At 65.2% G+C, this 14,881-nt stretch carries 15 protein-coding genes; 9 read left to right on the top strand and 6 right to left on the bottom strand.

Annotated elements, in window-relative coordinates:
- Positions 1-2 precede the first annotated feature (2 nt).
- The 3 genes from sdhA (at position 3) to OJJ21_RS21055 (ending at position 4,067) form a co-directional block, all read left to right on the top strand.
- Entirely contained in the window at positions 3-1,790 is a 1,788-nt protein-coding gene (gene sdhA, locus OJJ21_RS21045) for a succinate dehydrogenase flavoprotein subunit (RefSeq protein ID WP_297689564.1), read from the top strand.
- A 21-nt stretch (positions 1,791-1,811) separates the two neighbouring features.
- Complete coding sequence (locus OJJ21_RS21050; protein ID WP_297689566.1) at positions 1,812-2,603, top strand: succinate dehydrogenase iron-sulfur subunit; 792 nt, start codon at positions 1,812-1,814, stop codon at positions 2,601-2,603.
- Between the two features lie 114 nt (positions 2,604-2,717).
- Positions 2,718-4,067 carry a pentapeptide repeat-containing protein gene (locus OJJ21_RS21055; RefSeq protein ID WP_297689568.1) on the top strand — a complete coding sequence of 450 codons (1,350 nt, stop codon included), beginning with the start codon at positions 2,718-2,720 and terminating at the stop codon, positions 4,065-4,067.
- 22 nt (positions 4,068-4,089) lie between these two features.
- On the opposite strand, the gene zapE is transcribed toward OJJ21_RS21055, so the two are convergent.
- Together zapE and OJJ21_RS21065 are read right to left on the bottom strand one after the other, a co-directional pair.
- Entirely contained in the window at positions 4,090-5,220 is a 1,131-nt protein-coding gene (gene zapE, locus OJJ21_RS21060; protein ID WP_297689570.1) for a cell division protein ZapE, read from the bottom strand.
- A gap of 87 nt (positions 5,221-5,307) precedes the next feature.
- Positions 5,308-6,807, bottom strand: coding sequence for a CoA-acylating methylmalonate-semialdehyde dehydrogenase (locus tag OJJ21_RS21065; protein ID WP_297689572.1), 1,500 nt, complete (start codon positions 6,805-6,807; stop codon positions 5,308-5,310).
- A 186-nt stretch (positions 6,808-6,993) separates the two neighbouring features.
- On the opposite strand from OJJ21_RS21065, the gene OJJ21_RS21070 reads away from it, so the two are divergent.
- The 4 genes from OJJ21_RS21070 (at position 6,994) to OJJ21_RS21085 (ending at position 9,773) form a co-directional block, all read left to right on the top strand.
- Positions 6,994-7,683, top strand: coding sequence for a TetR/AcrR family transcriptional regulator (locus tag OJJ21_RS21070; protein WP_297689574.1), 690 nt, complete (start codon positions 6,994-6,996; stop codon positions 7,681-7,683).
- The gene (locus OJJ21_RS21075; protein ID WP_297689576.1) at positions 7,680-8,180 is read left to right on the top strand and encodes a DUF4442 domain-containing protein; all 501 of its coding nucleotides are present in this window, start codon (positions 7,680-7,682) and stop codon (positions 8,178-8,180) included. The genes OJJ21_RS21070 and OJJ21_RS21075 overlap by 4 nt, the downstream gene beginning before the upstream one ends.
- 217 nt (positions 8,181-8,397) lie before the next feature.
- The gene (locus OJJ21_RS21080; RefSeq protein WP_297689578.1) at positions 8,398-8,976 is read left to right on the top strand and encodes a DUF4142 domain-containing protein; all 579 of its coding nucleotides are present in this window, start codon (positions 8,398-8,400) and stop codon (positions 8,974-8,976) included.
- A gap of 209 nt (positions 8,977-9,185) precedes the next feature.
- Positions 9,186-9,773: a DUF4142 domain-containing protein gene (locus OJJ21_RS21085; protein ID WP_297689579.1), complete on the top strand. Its 588-nt coding sequence runs from the start codon at positions 9,186-9,188 to the stop codon at positions 9,771-9,773.
- A gap of 56 nt (positions 9,774-9,829) precedes the next feature.
- Here the strand turns inward: OJJ21_RS21085 and kdsA are convergent, their stop codons facing one another.
- The 4 genes from kdsA to OJJ21_RS21105 form a co-directional block, all read right to left on the bottom strand.
- Positions 9,830-10,684 carry a 3-deoxy-8-phosphooctulonate synthase gene (gene kdsA / locus OJJ21_RS21090; RefSeq protein WP_297689581.1) on the bottom strand — a complete coding sequence of 285 codons (855 nt, stop codon included), beginning with the start codon at positions 10,682-10,684 and terminating at the stop codon, positions 9,830-9,832.
- An 84-nt stretch (positions 10,685-10,768) separates the two neighbouring features.
- The gene (locus tag OJJ21_RS21095) at positions 10,769-11,479 is read right to left on the bottom strand and encodes a CBS domain-containing protein (protein WP_297689583.1); all 711 of its coding nucleotides are present in this window, start codon (positions 11,477-11,479) and stop codon (positions 10,769-10,771) included.
- 128 nt (positions 11,480-11,607) lie between these two features.
- Positions 11,608-12,435, bottom strand: coding sequence for a helix-turn-helix transcriptional regulator (locus OJJ21_RS21100; protein WP_297689585.1), 828 nt, complete (start codon positions 12,433-12,435; stop codon positions 11,608-11,610).
- A 71-nt stretch (positions 12,436-12,506) separates the two neighbouring features.
- Positions 12,507-12,932, bottom strand: a complete 426-nt coding sequence (locus tag OJJ21_RS21105) for a hypothetical protein (protein ID WP_297689586.1) — start codon at positions 12,930-12,932, stop codon at positions 12,507-12,509.
- Positions 12,933-13,166: 234 nt separating this feature from the next.
- On the opposite strand from OJJ21_RS21105, the gene cysG reads away from it, so the two are divergent.
- Together cysG and OJJ21_RS21115 are read left to right on the top strand one after the other, a co-directional pair.
- Complete coding sequence (gene cysG / locus OJJ21_RS21110) at positions 13,167-14,549, top strand: siroheme synthase CysG (protein ID WP_297689588.1); 1,383 nt, start codon at positions 13,167-13,169, stop codon at positions 14,547-14,549.
- 10 nt (positions 14,550-14,559) lie between these two features.
- Positions 14,560-14,868 carry a DUF2849 domain-containing protein gene (locus OJJ21_RS21115; RefSeq protein WP_297689590.1) on the top strand — a complete coding sequence of 103 codons (309 nt, stop codon included), beginning with the start codon at positions 14,560-14,562 and terminating at the stop codon, positions 14,866-14,868.
- Positions 14,869-14,881 lie beyond the last annotated feature (13 nt).

Consider the following 14,881-nt stretch of genomic DNA (forward strand, 5'->3'; position numbering starts at 1 on the left):
CCATGCCCGCCAGCTATCAGGTTCACGACCACTATTACGATGTCGTCGTTGTCGGCGCCGGCGGCGCGGGCTTGCGCGCCACCATGGGCATGGCCGCTGCCGGGCTGAAGACTGCCTGCATCTCCAAGGTGTTCCCGACCCGCAGCCACACCGTGGCGGCGCAGGGCGGCATCTCGGCCGCCCTCGGCAACATGGGCGAGGACAACTGGCGCTGGCATATGTACGACACCGTCAAGGGCTCCGACTGGCTCGGCGACCAGGACGCGATCGAATACATGTGCCGCGAGGCTGTGCCGGCCGTGGTCGAACTGGAGCATTTCGGCGTGCCGTTCAGCCGCACCCCGGAAGGCAAGATCTACCAGCGCGCCTTCGGCGGCATGACCAAGAATTTCGGCGCCGAGCCGGCCCAGCGCACCTGCGCCGCCGCCGACCGCACCGGTCATGCGATGCTGCACACGCTGTACCAGCAGTCGCTGAAATACGACACCGAGTTCTTCATTGAATACTTCGCCCTCGACCTGATCATGGACGAGGACGGCGCCTGCCGCGGCGTGATGGCATGGAACCTGGCCGATGGCAGCATGCACCGCTTCCGCGCCCATATGGTGGTGCTGGCGACCGGCGGTTACGGCCGCGCCTATTTCAGCTGCACCTCGGCCCATACCTGCACCGGCGACGGCGGCGGCATGGTGCTGCGCGCCGGCCTGCCGCTGCAGGACATGGAATTCGTGCAGTTCCATCCCACCGGCATTTACGGTTCGGGCTGCCTGATCACCGAAGGCGCGCGCGGCGAAGGCGGCTATGTCGTCAACTCGGCCGGCGAGCGTTTCATGGAACGTTATGCGCCATCGGCCAAGGACCTGGCCTCGCGCGACGTCGTCAGCCGCGCCATGACCATGGAAATCCGCGAAGGCCGCGGCGTGGGCAAGAACAAGGACCACATCTACCTGCACCTGGATCATCTCGATCCGAAGATCCTGCACGAGCGCCTGCCCGGCATCTCGGAAAGCGCCAAGATCTTTGCCGGCGTCGACGTGACCAAGCAGCCGATCCCGGTGCTGCCGACCGTGCATTACAACATGGGCGGCATCCCGACGAACTATCACGGCGAGGTGCTGACCCTGAAGGACGGCAACCCGGACAGCGTTGTGCCCGGCCTGATGGCCGTTGGCGAAGCGGCCTGCGTGTCGGTGCATGGCGCCAACCGTCTGGGCTCCAACTCGCTGATCGATCTGGTGGTGTTCGGCCGCGCCGCTGCGATTCGCGCCGCCCAGGTAGTCGACAAGAACGCCAAGCATCGCGAAATCAAGGGCGCCGGCGACAACGCGCTGGCTCGCCTCGATCACTTCCGCAATGCCAAGGGCGGCAGTCCGACCGCGCAGATCCGCGACAAGATGCAGCGCACGATGCAGAACAACTGCGCCGTCTACCGCACTGGCGAGGTACTGAAGGAAGGCGTCAGCCTGATCGACGACGTTTACAAGATGATGCCGGATATCGGCGTGGCCGACCGCTCGCTGGTGTGGAATTCGGACCTGGTCGAAACGCTGGAACTCGACAACCTGGTGCGCCAGGCCGTCGTCACCATGCATTCGGCCGAGAACCGCAAGGAAAGCCGCGGCGCGCATGCCCGCGAGGACTATGCCGATCGCGACGACAAGGAGTGGATGAAGCACACCCTGTCCTGGCTCGGCGACAAGGGTGGCGTCACCATCGACTACCGCCCGGTGCACACCTACACGCTGACCAACGAGGTCTCGTATATCGAGCCCAAGAAGCGCGTTTACTAAGGAAGCAAGGATACCTCCCCCATGGCTGAGTTCGCGCTGCCGAAGAATTCGAAGATCACCGAAGGCAAGACCTGGGCCTTGCCGCCGGCCAAGCCGGGCGAGGAGCGCCAGGTCCGCAAGTTCCGCGTCTATCGCTGGAACCAGGATGACGGCAAGACCCCGCAGGTCGACACCTACGAAGTCGACATGAACGACTGCGGCCCGATGGTTCTCGATGCGCTGATCAAGATCAAGAACGAGGTCGACCCGTCGCTGACCTTCCGCCGCTCCTGCCGCGAGGGTGTCTGCGGCTCCTGCGCCATGAACATCGACGGCGGCAACACGCTGGCCTGCACCAAGGCCTGCGAGGACATCGACGGTGACGTGAAGATTTACCCGCTGCCGCATATGCCGGTGATCAAGGACCTGGTCCCCGACCTGTCCAACTTCTATGCCCAGTATGCCTCGATCAAGCCGTGGATGCAGACCCAGAGCCCGGCGCCCGCGCGCGAACGCCTGCAGTCGGCCGACGACCGCAAGAAGCTCGACGGTCTCTATGAGTGCATTCTCTGCGCCTGCTGCTCGACCTCCTGCCCGAGCTACTGGTGGAATTCCGATCGTTATCTCGGCCCCGCAGTCCTGCTGCAGGCCTATCGCTGGATCGCCGACAGCCGCGATGAGATGACCGGAGAGCGACTGGATAATCTTGAAGACCCGTTCCGGCTGTACCGCTGCCACACGATCATGAACTGCGCGCAGACCTGCCCCAAGGGGCTGAACCCGGCGCAGGCCATCGGCGAAATCAAGAAGCTGATGGTGGAACGCCGCGGCTGATCTGCTAGACTAAAGACCAAACAGGGGGCAAACGGCTGGATCGGTAAAGCCGGTCCGCGTTACACTCGCGGCCGAATCTTCTGTAGGTATGTTTAGGCAAGGCCGCTGAGCGTTATGGGCGATTTTACCCGCGGGGCTCCCGCGCATCTGACCAAGGTTGGCGCTGAAAAGCTGCGCGATGTATTGCGTGAGCATGAAGCCCATCTCGCCGGCAAGCCTGGCGCCCAGCCTGCCACTCTCGCCTTCACCGACCTGTCGGATGCCGATCTGACCGGGGCCAATCTTACCCTGGCCGATCTGACCGGCGCCCGGCTGCATCGCGCCCGCCTCGATGGCGCCCGGCTGTCCATGTCGAAATGCGGCGGATCGGATTTCCGCAATGCCACACTGGATGGCGCCGACATGCGCTGGGCCGATTTGCGCGGCGCCTGCCTGCGTGCCGCCGGCCTGAATGACGCCAACATGTCCGAATCGAACGGCGCCGAAGCGCTCGCCCCGGTCTACGACGCCGATGGCCGAATCGCCGAAAGCGGCCCGACCAAACGGGCGATCGATCTTTCCGGTGCCTCGGCGCAGCGTGCCGACCTGACCGGCGCGCAACTGCCCAAGGCCTTTGCGCTCCATGCCGACTTCGCCGACGCCAACCTGGACGACAGCAACCTGCGCGGCGCCGACCTGCGCAAGGCGCAGATGACCTCGGCCCGACTGGAAGGTGCCGACCTGCAGCAGTCCGATTTCTCCGGCGCCAATTTGTCCGGCGCAAGCCTGTCGGGGGCCCAGCTCGGCGGCGCCAATTTCGCCGGCGCCGATCTGCGCGGCGCCATCGTCGATGCCGGCAGCCGCAGCCTGCCGGAACTGGCCGCGGCGATTTTCGCTGCCGCCTCGCGCCATGCCGATGCCGATCTGGCCGAAGTGCTGAAGCAGCACGAACTCTGGGTGCATTCCGAAGGCCGCCAGGGCCTGCGCGCCGATCTGAGCGATTTCGATTTCTCCGGCCGCGACCTGCGCGGCATCAACCTGATGGGCGCGCTGCTGGAACGCGCACGCTTTTCCAAGGCGACGCTGACCAACGCCAATCTGGCGCTGGCCAGGCTGAATTTCGCCGACCTGCGCGACGCCGATCTGGTCAAGGCCAACCTGCGCGGCGCCAGCCTGGCACGCAGCACACTGGATGGCGCCAACCTGACCGAAGCCAATCTCGCCGCGATCAAGGACGATGCGCCGCATGCGCGCGCCGCCCGCACCAATCTGGGCGCCGCCAAGCTCAAACGTGCCATCCTGGTCGGTGCGAATCTGAGCGGCGCCAGCCTGGTGGCCGCCGATCTGCGCGATGCCAACCTGAGCGGGGCCGACCTGACCGGCGCCGACCTGACCGATGGGCGTTTCGCCGGCGCCCTGCTGGCCGGTGCCAGCTTCACCAACGCGCGACTGGATCGCGCCCGAGACCTGCTGCTGCCCAATTAACGTTAATTGGTTCGCGCCGCGTCTATCCGCCGATATGCGGCAGGGCACGATACTCCTCGCTCTGCATCTCATTCAGCCGCGACACGCAGCGCTGGAACTCGAAGGCGCCTTCGCCCTCCGGATACAGCGTTTCCGGTGGCGCATCGGCGGTCGCCAGCAGCTTCGCCTTTGCCTCATACAGCGTATCGACCAGGGTGACGAAACGCTTGGCCTCGTTGCGCTTGGCCGGGCTGAGCGTCGGGATGCCGTCGATCATCACGGTGTGGAAACTGCGCGCGATGGCGAGGAAATCGGCCGGGCCGAGCGGCTGTTCGCAGAGCTCGCCGAAGCTGAAACGCGCCACACCGCGCGCCTGCAACGGCACCATCAGCTTGCGGCCCAGCAATTCGATCTCGGCCGCTTCGCCCTCGGCATCGTCGGTCAGCAGATTCCAGGCATGGTCCAGCGCCAGCGTCGACTTGGCACTGAGCGGGCTGAACCACACCGGCGATTTGGCGATGCGCTGCAGGCGATAGTCGCGGCTGGCTGCCAGATGCAGCACATCCAGCTTCTCCTTGAACAGCGCGATGAAGGGCAGGAAAAGCTGGCGGTTGATGCCGCTTTTGTAAAGGTCATCAGGATGGCGGTTCGAGGTCGCCACCACCACCACGCCGCGCTCGAACAGCTTTTCGAACAACCGGCCGAGGATCATCGCATCGGCCACATCGCTGACCTGCATCTCGTCGAAGCAGAGCAGCCAGGCTGACTTCGCGATCTTTTTCGCCGTCGGCTTGATCGGATCGTCGCCGCCGGCCTTTTTCTCGGCATCCTCTGCCGGTAGCTGGCGATAGCGGTAGATCTCGGCATGCACCTCCTGCATGAAGGCATGGAAGTGCACCCGGCGCTTCTTCTCCACCGGTGCCTTGTCGAAGAACAGGTCCATCAGCATGGACTTGCCGCGGCCGACATCGCCGTAGATATAGAGCCCCTGCGGTGCCGGCTCGCGCTTGCGGCCGAAACTCAGTTTCTGCAGCCAGGTATCCTCGGTGCCGGGCTGGTATTGCACCAGCCGCCGGCTCAGCAGTTCCAGCTTTTCGGCCGCCAGTGCCTGGGCCTGGTCTTCCGCCAGATGGCCGGCGCTGAGCCGGGCGCGATAGTCTTCGAGGATGGACATCTTGTCTTTAAAGCAGATTGGCAGCCTGTTTAAAACAAAACGGGCGGCAGAGTCATCTGCCGCCCGCCCTGATCGGCTATCGCCGGATCACTTCATGGTCGGAATGTTGAATTCCGCACCCGATCGGATGCCGGTCGGCCAGCGCGCCGTCACCGTCTTGATCTTGGTGTAGAATTTCACACCCTCCGGACCGTGCTGGTTGGTGTCGCCGAAGGCCGATTTCTTCCAGCCGCCGAAGGTGTGGAAAGCGAGCGGCACCGGGATCGGCACGTTGATGCCGACCATGCCGACCTGCACTCTGGCGGCGAAGTCGCGGGCGGCATCGCCATCGCGGGTGAAGATCGCCACGCCGTTGCCGAATTCATGTTCGGTCGGCAGCTTCGCCGCTTCCTCGAAGCTGTTGGCGCGCACCACGCTGAGCACCGGCCCGAATATCTCTTCCTTGTAGATGCGCATGTCCGGCGTCACGTTGTCGAACAGGCAGCCGCCCATGAAATAACCACCTTCATAGCCCTGCAGCTTCATCCCGCGGCCGTCGACCACCAGTTTGGCGCCTTCCGCGGCACCGGTATCGACATAACCCTTCACCTTGGCGAGATGCTCCTTGGTCACCAGCGGACCCATCTCGGAATCCTTGTCGGTGCTGGGGCCTACTTTCAGCGCACGCACACGCGGCGCCAGCGCCTCGACCAACCTGTCGGCCGTGCTCTTGCCGACCGGCACGGCAACCGAAACCGCCATGCAGCGTTCGCCAGCCGAACCGTAGCCGGCACCGATCAGGGCATCCACGGCCTGGTCCATATCGGCATCGGGCATGATGATCATGTGGTTCTTGGCACCGCCCATGGCCTGCACCCGCTTGCCGTGCGCCGCCGCGGTGGCATAGACATATTGCGCGATCGGCGTCGAGCCGACGAAGCTGACCGCCTGAATGCGCGGATCGGCCAGCAGCGTGTCGACCGCTTCCTTGTCGCCGATCACGCAGTTCAGCACGCCCGCAGGCGCCCCGGCCTCCAGCATCAGTTCAGCCAGCCGCAGCGGGCAGGACGGGTCCTTTTCGCTCGGCTTCAGCACGAAGGTGTTGCCGGCGGCAATCGCCACGGCAAACATCCACATCGGCACCATGGCCGGGAAATTGAACGGCGTGATGCCGGTGACGACGCCGAGCGGCTGGCGCATCGAATAGACATCGATGCCGCGCGCCACGCTGTCGGAGTATTCGCCTTTCAGCAGATGCGGAATGCCGCAGGCGAATTCCACCACTTCCAGGCCGCGCTGCAGCGAGCCCTTGGCATCCGACACCACCTTGCCATGCTCGTTGGCGATCAGCAGGGCGATTTCGTCGGCATGCTTTTCGCACAGCTCCTTGAACTTGAACATCACGCGGGCGCGCACCATCGGCGAGGTGGCACTCCATTCGACGAAAGCCTTCTGGCTGTCGGCAATCGCCGCCTCGACCTCAGCCCGGGTGGCCAGCGGCGACTTCGCGGCGACTTCGCCGGTGCTCGGATTGTAGACATCGAGGAACCGGCCCGACTTGCCGGGCACTTTCTTGCCGCCGATGAAATGATGCAGCTCTTTCGCCATGATTCACTCCCCAGAAGCGGCGCCGGATGCGAGGCGGCGCCGCGAAAAACGATGCAGGACCCGCGACTCTAAAGCCCCGGACGGCGGTGGCAAGAGCCGGCAGGTTCGGATCGGGTGGTGGCAATCGGCGCCATTTAGAATTTTATTCTAGAATTTTATTCTAATCGGCGCTATAACCGCCGGGCCATGACCAAGCCCCTGCGCAAGCCGGCCAGAACCGATCCCGCCGCCGCCCGTGACACAGTCGCCCGTGACATAGCCACCGGCGCCGGCACTCGCCAGCGTGCGCTGATTGCGGCGCTGGCCCTGTTCGACACACAGGGCGTGGATGCCACCACCATCGAGCAGGTGCGCGATGCGGCCGATATCTCGATCGGCAGCCTGTATCACCATTTTCGCAGCCGCGAGGGTCTGGTCGGCGCGCTGTATGAGGATCTGCTGGAGCGCTATCGCGCGGTGCTGGCGGCCGAACTGGCACGCCATGACACCACCCGCGCCCTGCTGGATGCTTTCGTGGCCACGCATATCGACTGGTCGGTGCGCAACCCGGCCGCGGCGCGTTTTCTGGCCGAGCATCGCCATCATCCCGCGCTGCAGGCGGCGGAATCCCGCCTGCAGCACGGCACGACGGATTTCCTGCACCCGCTGCTGCTGCGGCTCAGGCCGGCGATGACCGCCGGCATCCTCAGGCCGCTGCCGCCCGAACTGCTGCTCAGCCTGGTGATCGGCCCGGTGCAGACCTGGCTGCGCATGCAGCGCGCCGGCCACACCAGCCTCAAACCCGCCGGAGCGGCGCAAAAACTCTCCGACCTGATCTGGGATGCCATCGCCGTGCCGGTGGTGATCCGCAAAGCCACCGCAAGGACTGCAAAATGAGCACCATCACCCTTCACGACCCCACCGCGCCGACGGCGCAGCCCGCCGTCCTGCGCCAGTGGGCAGGCCTCAATCGCCTGCCTTTCGGCCGCCGGCTGTTCAGCTGGCTGGTCGGGGTCACCGTGCCCTATGCCGGCAGTATCGGCGCCCGGGTGCTGACCCTTGGCCCGGGTTTTGCCGAGGCACGCATGGCCGACCGGCGCCGCGTGCGCAACCATCTGCGCTCGCTGCATGCCGTGGCGCTGACCAACCTGGCCGAACTGACGGCGAACCTGGCGCTGATGAGCCGCCAGCCGCCGAAAGGCACGCGCTGGATCGTCACCGGCTTCGACAGCGACTATCTGAAGAAGGCGCGCGGGCCGATCACGGCGTGTTGCACGATGCCGGAACTGGACTGGTCCCGCGCGCAGCCGATCGACGGCCTGGTCGAATTGCGCGATGCCGCCGGCGAACTGGTGATGGCGGCCCGGCCGCGCTGGCGCATCGGGCCTGCCTGAGACGTGAGGCCGGACTTTTTGCTAAAGCCGGACTGAACGTCAACTGAACCCCGTGCATTCCGTTCCATCAGGTCTCCATCAATCCCGACGATGCGTCACCATCGCGGCGTTGTCACAGAATAGCACCGGGCCCGCCACTGTGAATCGGTGCGGACGATCGCCATCTCTCCGGTAACAGGCCTGTCAGGTCTGTAAATCCAATTTTTCCCGGAGACATATGATGAAACAGATTTATTCATTCGCACTGCTCGGTGCCACCGCCCTGATCGCCGGCACCTTCGCTATCACGCCGGTCCTGGCGCAGACCACGGCCTACCCTGCGCCGCGCGTCGACCGTGTCGTCTATGCGCAGCCGATGACCGCCGCCGGCTATGTTTACAGCGCGCAATCGTCCGATCTCTACGAATACGAGATCAGCAAGATCGGCGTCGAGCGCGCGCAGAACGAACAGGTTCGCCTGTTCGCCCAGCAGGTGCTGAACGATCACGGCGCGGCAATGTCCAGGATCAATGTCGCCGCGCAGCAGGCCGGCGTGTCGCCGACTGTGGGGATTCTGTCCGCACCGCAGGTTGCCAAACTGGATGAGCTACGGAAGATGTCGACCTCAGGCTTCGACAAGCTCTACGCCCGGACCCAGATGGAGTCGCATGAGACAGCCCTGGCGCTGCATCGCGGCTACAGTCAGGGCGGCGATCAGTCGATGATGCGCGGCACCTCGTCCGAAATGGCGACGGTGACCGAGAAGCATATTGCCGCCGGCCTCAAGATCTCCACGCTGCTGGCCAGCGAAACCTAAAACGTCTTTCCATCACGGTCAGGCATACCGCCTCCGCCAGTCTTTGGCGGGGGCGGTTTTTTTTATGTTACCGGGCAGCGACACAGAGCGCCTTCAGCAGGGTCGGCCGCGCGCATCTCCCGGCGCAAGCTATGCCATGGACACTCGCCCGGAACATCTGGGTCAGCCTCGTGTTTTTCTCCCCCGCAACAGACTTGGAGGAAAATACGATGAGACGCATTCATTCGCTGGCGCGGCTCGGCGCCACGGCTCTGGTGGCGGCAAGCTTTGCCATTCCGCCGGTGCTGGCCGGAGGCGGCATGAAAGCCGATCAGCAGCAGGCCGCCGCGGCCCAGCGCCAGCCTCTGACGGCTCAGAATTTCGTGACATATGCCAGCAATGCGGATTTGTTCCAGATGGAGGCCAGCAAGATCGCCGTGCAGCGGGCGCAAAGCGCCGAGGTGAAATTATACGCACAGCAGATGGCCTCCCAGCACGCAGCCTCGACCGGCAGGATCACGGCTGCGGCGCGCCAGGCTGGCCTTGCGCCGGCCGCACCGATCCTCACGACGCATATGCAGCAGAAACTGAACGAGCTGCAGAACGCTTCGACCAACAGTTTCGACGAGCGCTATATCACCCTGCTGGTCGAGGCGCAGGAGCGTGAACTGCGCCTGCATAACGCCTATACACGCAGCGGCGAGAACCCGGCGCTGCGCAGCGCCTCCAGCGAGACGGCAAGGCTGGTGCAGCAGCATCTGGCCGAGGCGCGCCGCATCTCGACGCAGATCACCGCGGACCGCCCCGGTAACTCGTAGCCGGTAACGATCGCGCCGCCCGTGCCCCGCTCAGGGCGCGGGCGGCGTTTTTGCGCCTAGTGCCGCGCGGCGGCGTAAAGCGCCTTCAGCCGCGTCAGGACGGCCCGCGCGGACGACAGCGGCAGACAGCTCGGCCCGTCGCATTTCGCCTTGTCGGGGTCGGGATGAAATTCCAGGAAGACACCGTCGGCGCCAGCCGCCACGGCAGCCGCGGCAATCACCGCCACGCCCTCGCGCCGGCCACCGGCCGCGACGCCGCCGCCCGCCACCTCACGCGCGCCGGGCAGCTGCACGGCATGGGTGGCATCGATGGTGACCGGCACGCCGAGCCTCTGCATCTCGGGGATGGCCAGCATGTCGACGATCAGGTTGTTGTAGCCGAAGCTGGCGCCGCGCTCGCACAGGATGGTCATGCCGGGTCCGGCCGCCTGTTCGATCTTGTGCAGGATGCTGCGGCAGTCCCACGGCGCCAGAAACTGCGCCTTCTTGACATGAAGCAGCCCCTTGTGCTTCTGCGTGGCGCGCGCGGCGGCCACGATCAGGTCGGTCTGCCGCACCAGGAAGGCCGGAATCTGCACCAGGTCGGCCACCGCCGCCACCGGCTCGGCCTGGAAAGGCTCATGCAGGTCGGTGGCGATCGGCACGTTCAGTGCCTGTTTCACGGCGCTGAGAATCTTCAGGCCTTCGTCCAGTCCCGGTCCGCGATAACTGTTGATCGACGAGCGGTTGGCCTTGTCGAAGCTGGCCTTGAAGACGAAGGGCAGGCCGAGTTCGGTGGTAAGGGCCTTCAGTTCGGTGGCGGTGGCCAGCGCGAGGTCCATATCCTCGATCACATTGAGGCCGAGGATGCAGAACAGCCCCTTCCCGTCACCGATGGTGAGATTCCATTTTTCCAGCGTAAGCGCAGCCATGACACGGTCCTTCGATACGGAAGGCCCGATTGTGGCGCAAACCGGCCGGCTTTGCGATATCCGGCCCGATGCGATTCCGGAGGATCAGGCCGCCGGCGGCGTCAGATACATGCCCGAAACCGGTTCGATCCAGACCAGGTGATCTTCCACCGTCTTCACGCCCGGCGTGGCTTCGGCCAGCACCTTGAGCGCCACGCGTTCACGGTCATCGAAAATCGCGCCCCAGAGATGCACCACACCGTCGCGCACGATGATGTTGATGCTGCCCAGCGGCGCCCAGTCCTGCTTCTTCAGTTCGGCATGAATCTGCTGCTGGATCTGGCTGTCGCTCTGGCTGGTCGGGCGGATGTCGCCCAGCGCGCCGGCCAGGGCATGCAGCAGATTGGCCCGGCTGACAATGCCGACCACCTTGCCGTCGCGCAGCACCGGCACACGTTTCACCCGGCGCTTTTCCATCAGGGCCACGATATCGGCCAGCGACGTGCCCTCGGTCACGCTCGCCACGTCGGTACTCATGATCTCGCCGACCATGCGGGCATGGCTTTGCGTGTAACTCTCCGCCGAACGGCCGGGGCCGAGCAGGAACTGCAGCCAGCGCGGCCGCTGTTTCTCGGTGCCGGTCTCGCCGCGGCGCAGGAAATCGCCCTCGGTCACCATGCCGACCAGACTGCCCGCCTTGTCGACCACCGGCAGGCCGCTGATATGCCGCTGCAGCATCTGCTGCACGGCATGGGCGACGGTATCCTCAGAACGCAGGGTGTGGACCGGAACGGTCATGATATCGGCGGCGCGCATGCGGCATCTCCTCAGAAAAGATGCCGCAGTTTCGGACCGCTACCGGCCTGCCGCCTTGATCCGCATCAACGGCACGGCGATTTTCAACCCGCATCGCCGCGCAACGCCCGGTTTCATTTCCGGCGCGTTCAATGCGAGGCCAGGCCGCGCAGCAGGCTTTCGCTGGCCTCATCGGCCGGCAGGAAGGTTTCGATCCTCAGGTCCTGCAGGGTGACATCCTGCGGCGTGCCGAAAGTGGCGATCATGGTGATGAGATCGAGCACCAGCCCGTCCTTCTCGATGGCGAAGCCGAGCAGCGGGCGCGGCTCGCTGTCCCAGTCGACGCTGCGCCACAGCGCATCGACATCGGGATAGCCGCGTACCTCGGCCAGCACGGCGGCGGCGGGGCTGTCCATCGCCTCGCGCTGCAGCCGGTGCAGCAGCGCACCGGCCACCTCGCGCCAGTTGCGGATATAGGGTCGCGCGCCCTGCGGATGCAGCGGCAGCTTCATGAAGTTCACCGGTTTCGCCGGGTCGAGATGCGGCCCGAGCAGGAAAGCAATCATGCGCTGCGCCGCCTGGTTGGCGAGCTGCACGGTCCAGCCGGCATCGACCACGACAGCGGGAAACGGTTCATGCTGCTTCAGCAGCAGATCGAGCGCGCGGCGCGCTTCGGCCAGATGCGGCGCCTCCAGCCCGCTTTCGCGATAGGCGGCGGCAAAGCCGGCGGCATGGAGCAGACGATTGCGTTCGCGCAGCGGCATATCCAGCAGTTCGGCCAGATGCAGCACCATCTGGCGGCTCGGCCGGGCGCGGCCGGATTCGAGAAAGCTGACATGACGCTGCGACACGCCACCGCTTCCGGCCAGATCGAGCTGGCTCAGGCCCCGGCGCCGGCGCCATTGTCGCATCAGCGTGCCAAAGCCGGTCTGGGCGACCGGCTGCCGTGTCGCCCCCTGCATGGTCGCCTGGCTCATCGCAGCACTCCCGATGTTTGATGCACTGTGCGGAAAGCCGGGGCGGCCTGTCCAGCCGCCCCGTTTTTCTCTCAGGCCGCGAGCGGCTGGCTGCTGTTGCCGCGCAGCCAGCGCAGCTTCCACAGGCCGAGCAGGCCGGTGTCGAGCGCCACCACCGCCAGGGCGACGATGCCCCAGCCGCTGAAGCTGGCCGGAAACAGCGCCACCAGTGCCAGGGTGCCGAGCACCCAGCCGGCATCGGCCACGGCGCTGATCAGCAGCACCGGGCGATCAAGGCCGGGTTTGACCGCCGCCAGCAGCAGCAATCCGGCATAGGCAACCAGCAGGATGCCCAGTTCCCATAGCACCGTGGCGGCGGGCAGGCCGAGCACGGTGCCTTGCTGCGGCAGCAGGAAACCGGCCAGCCAGGCCGGGGCGAGCAGGCCGGGCAGGCCGCAGGCAAAGCAAAGCGCGGCATCGATCCGCAGGATGGTGGCAATACGGCTGTTGGAGATCATGGTCAGGCTCCTGTTCAGGGACGAAACTGGAGTGATAATTGAAGCGGATCAGCGCTTTAACAATTACCAAGAAGGTAATAGACGGGCCGGGCGCCAGGCAATAATAACAGTTATTTATAGTTATTATTTATATTTTATCATTTATAACAGTATTTAATTATTGACTCTCAATTAATAGCGTTAAATAAGTTATTCCACACAGAATACTGCTGGCGACGGAAGGGTCGGCCTGCCATGCATAGCTTTCCGGGATTTCTGAACCTGCAGGACCGCGCGGTCCTGGTGGTTGGCGGCGGCGAAAATGCCGCCCGCAAGATTCGCCTGCTGCGCAAGGCCGGGGCCCGCGTGCAGGTCGTCGCCCCCGACCTCAATGCTGAAATTTCTGCGCTGGCCGATGACGGCGCCATTGTCCATCGCGCCACCGCCTTCACCCCGGCGTTGCTGGACGGCATGCGGCTGGTGATTGCCGCCACTGGCGAAGCCACCGATGAGATCGTGGCCACCGCTGCGCGGGCGCGCGGCCTCCTGGTCAATGTGGTCGACCGCGCCGATCTTTCCGATTTCACCGTGCCGGCCATCATCGAGCGCGGCGACATCACGATTGGCATCTCCTCCAACGGCACCGCACCGCTGCTGCTCGGCCGCATCCGCGCACAGATCGAGGCCCTGCTGCCAGCCCGCCTGGGCGATCTCGCCGCGCTGGCCGGGGAATTCCGCGGCACGGTGGCGCGCGTCATTCGCGACGCGGCCCAGCGCAAGCACTTCTGGGAGCGCGTCTTCGATGGTGCCGTGGCGGCTAAAGTCTATGCCGGCGACCGCAGCAGCGCGCGCAGTGCCCTGATGGCGGCGCTCAACAGCCCGCAGGATGCCGTCAGTGGCCATGTGCAGCTGGTCGGCGCCGGCCCCGGCAATCCCGATCTGCTCACCCTTGCCGCACAGCGCGCCCTGATGGATGCCGATATCGTGCTCTACGACGCGCTGGTGGCGCCGGAAATTCTGGACCGCGTGCGCCGCGATGCCGAGCGCATCCCGGTCGGCAAACGCAAGGGCCGCCACAGTGTCGGCCAGGACGAAATCAATGCGCAGCTGGCGGCCCATGCTGTTCTGGGCAGGCGCGTGGTGCGGCTGAAGGCCGGCGATCCCTTCATCTTCGGCCGCGGCGGCGAAGAAATGGATTACCTGACCGAACGCGGCATCGCCGTTTCCGTGATTCCCGGCATCACCGCGGCGCTCGGCTGCGCGGCAGCGGCCGGTATCCCGCTCACCCATCGCGATCTCAGCCATGGCATCAGCCTGGTCAGCGGCCAGCTTAAAAGCGGCGAAGACAGCCTTGCCTGGGCAGACCGCGCCCAGGCCGGTGAAACCATTGTCGTCTACATGGGCCTTGGTCAGGCCGCCGCCATCCGCGACCGCCTGCTCGATACCGGTGTGGCGCCATCGCTGCCGGTCGCTCTGATCGAGAACGGCACCCGCATCAGCCAGCAGGTCAGCGCCGGCCAGCTCCATGCCCTGCCGACACTGGCCGCGCAGCATGGCGACGGGCCTGTCCTGCTCATCATTGGCAAGGTCGCGGCCTATGCGCAGGCGACCACCACACAGCAGCGCCGCAGCGCCTGAGGATACAGAGATGGCCAAAGCCCCCAAACTCGACAGCCAGCCGCAGGTGGTCACCGCCAATGACCTGAAAAGCGGCGATGTCGTCTACCTGACCAAGGTGGCCAGCTGGAGCCGCCGCATTGCCGACGCCTCCGTGGTCGCCAACGTCGAGGCCGGCGCCGCCCTGCTCGCCATCGCCGAGGCGCAGGCGAAAATGAACATCGTCGTCGCGCCATATCTGATTCCGGTGGATGCCAGCAGCATGCCGCCGAAGCCGATCCAGTATCGCGAGGTCATCCGTGCGGACGGCCCCACGACCGAAACCAGGCCAGCAGCCTGACCAAGGATGCCCC

The sequence above is a fragment of the Ferrovibrio sp. genome, assembly GCF_025869515.1.
GTDB lineage: Bacteria > Pseudomonadota > Alphaproteobacteria > Ferrovibrionales > Ferrovibrionaceae > Ferrovibrio.

Bases quoted from the DNA above. Each gene is read 5' to 3' on its own strand.
- OJJ21_RS21100 (WP_297689585.1), bottom strand. From the start codon at position 12,435: ATGAGCCAGGCGACCATGCAGGGGGCGACACGGCAGCCGGTCGCCCAG.
- OJJ21_RS21095 (WP_297689583.1), bottom strand. From the start codon at position 11,479: ATGCGCGCCGCCGATATCATGACCGTTCCGGTCCACACCCTGCGTTCT.
- OJJ21_RS21075 (WP_297689576.1), top strand. From the start codon at position 7,680: ATGAGCACCATCACCCTTCACGACCCCACCGCGCCGACGGCGCAGCCC.
- sdhA (WP_297689564.1), top strand. From the start codon at position 3: ATGCCCGCCAGCTATCAGGTTCACGACCACTATTACGATGTCGTCGTT.
- kdsA (WP_297689581.1), bottom strand. From the start codon at position 10,684: ATGGCTGCGCTTACGCTGGAAAAATGGAATCTCACCATCGGTGACGGG.
- OJJ21_RS21105 (WP_297689586.1), bottom strand. From the start codon at position 12,932: ATGATCTCCAACAGCCGTATTGCCACCATCCTGCGGATCGATGCCGCG.
- OJJ21_RS21115 (WP_297689590.1), top strand. From the start codon at position 14,560: ATGGCCAAAGCCCCCAAACTCGACAGCCAGCCGCAGGTGGTCACCGCC.
- OJJ21_RS21080 (WP_297689578.1), top strand. From the start codon at position 8,398: ATGATGAAACAGATTTATTCATTCGCACTGCTCGGTGCCACCGCCCTG.
- cysG (WP_297689588.1), top strand. From the start codon at position 13,167: ATGCATAGCTTTCCGGGATTTCTGAACCTGCAGGACCGCGCGGTCCTG.
- OJJ21_RS21085 (WP_297689579.1), top strand. From the start codon at position 9,186: ATGAGACGCATTCATTCGCTGGCGCGGCTCGGCGCCACGGCTCTGGTG.
- OJJ21_RS21055 (WP_297689568.1), top strand. From the start codon at position 2,718: ATGGGCGATTTTACCCGCGGGGCTCCCGCGCATCTGACCAAGGTTGGC.
- OJJ21_RS21065 (WP_297689572.1), bottom strand. From the start codon at position 6,807: ATGGCGAAAGAGCTGCATCATTTCATCGGCGGCAAGAAAGTGCCCGGC.
- OJJ21_RS21070 (WP_297689574.1), top strand. From the start codon at position 6,994: ATGACCAAGCCCCTGCGCAAGCCGGCCAGAACCGATCCCGCCGCCGCC.
- zapE (WP_297689570.1), bottom strand. From the start codon at position 5,220: ATGTCCATCCTCGAAGACTATCGCGCCCGGCTCAGCGCCGGCCATCTG.
- OJJ21_RS21050 (WP_297689566.1), top strand. From the start codon at position 1,812: ATGGCTGAGTTCGCGCTGCCGAAGAATTCGAAGATCACCGAAGGCAAG.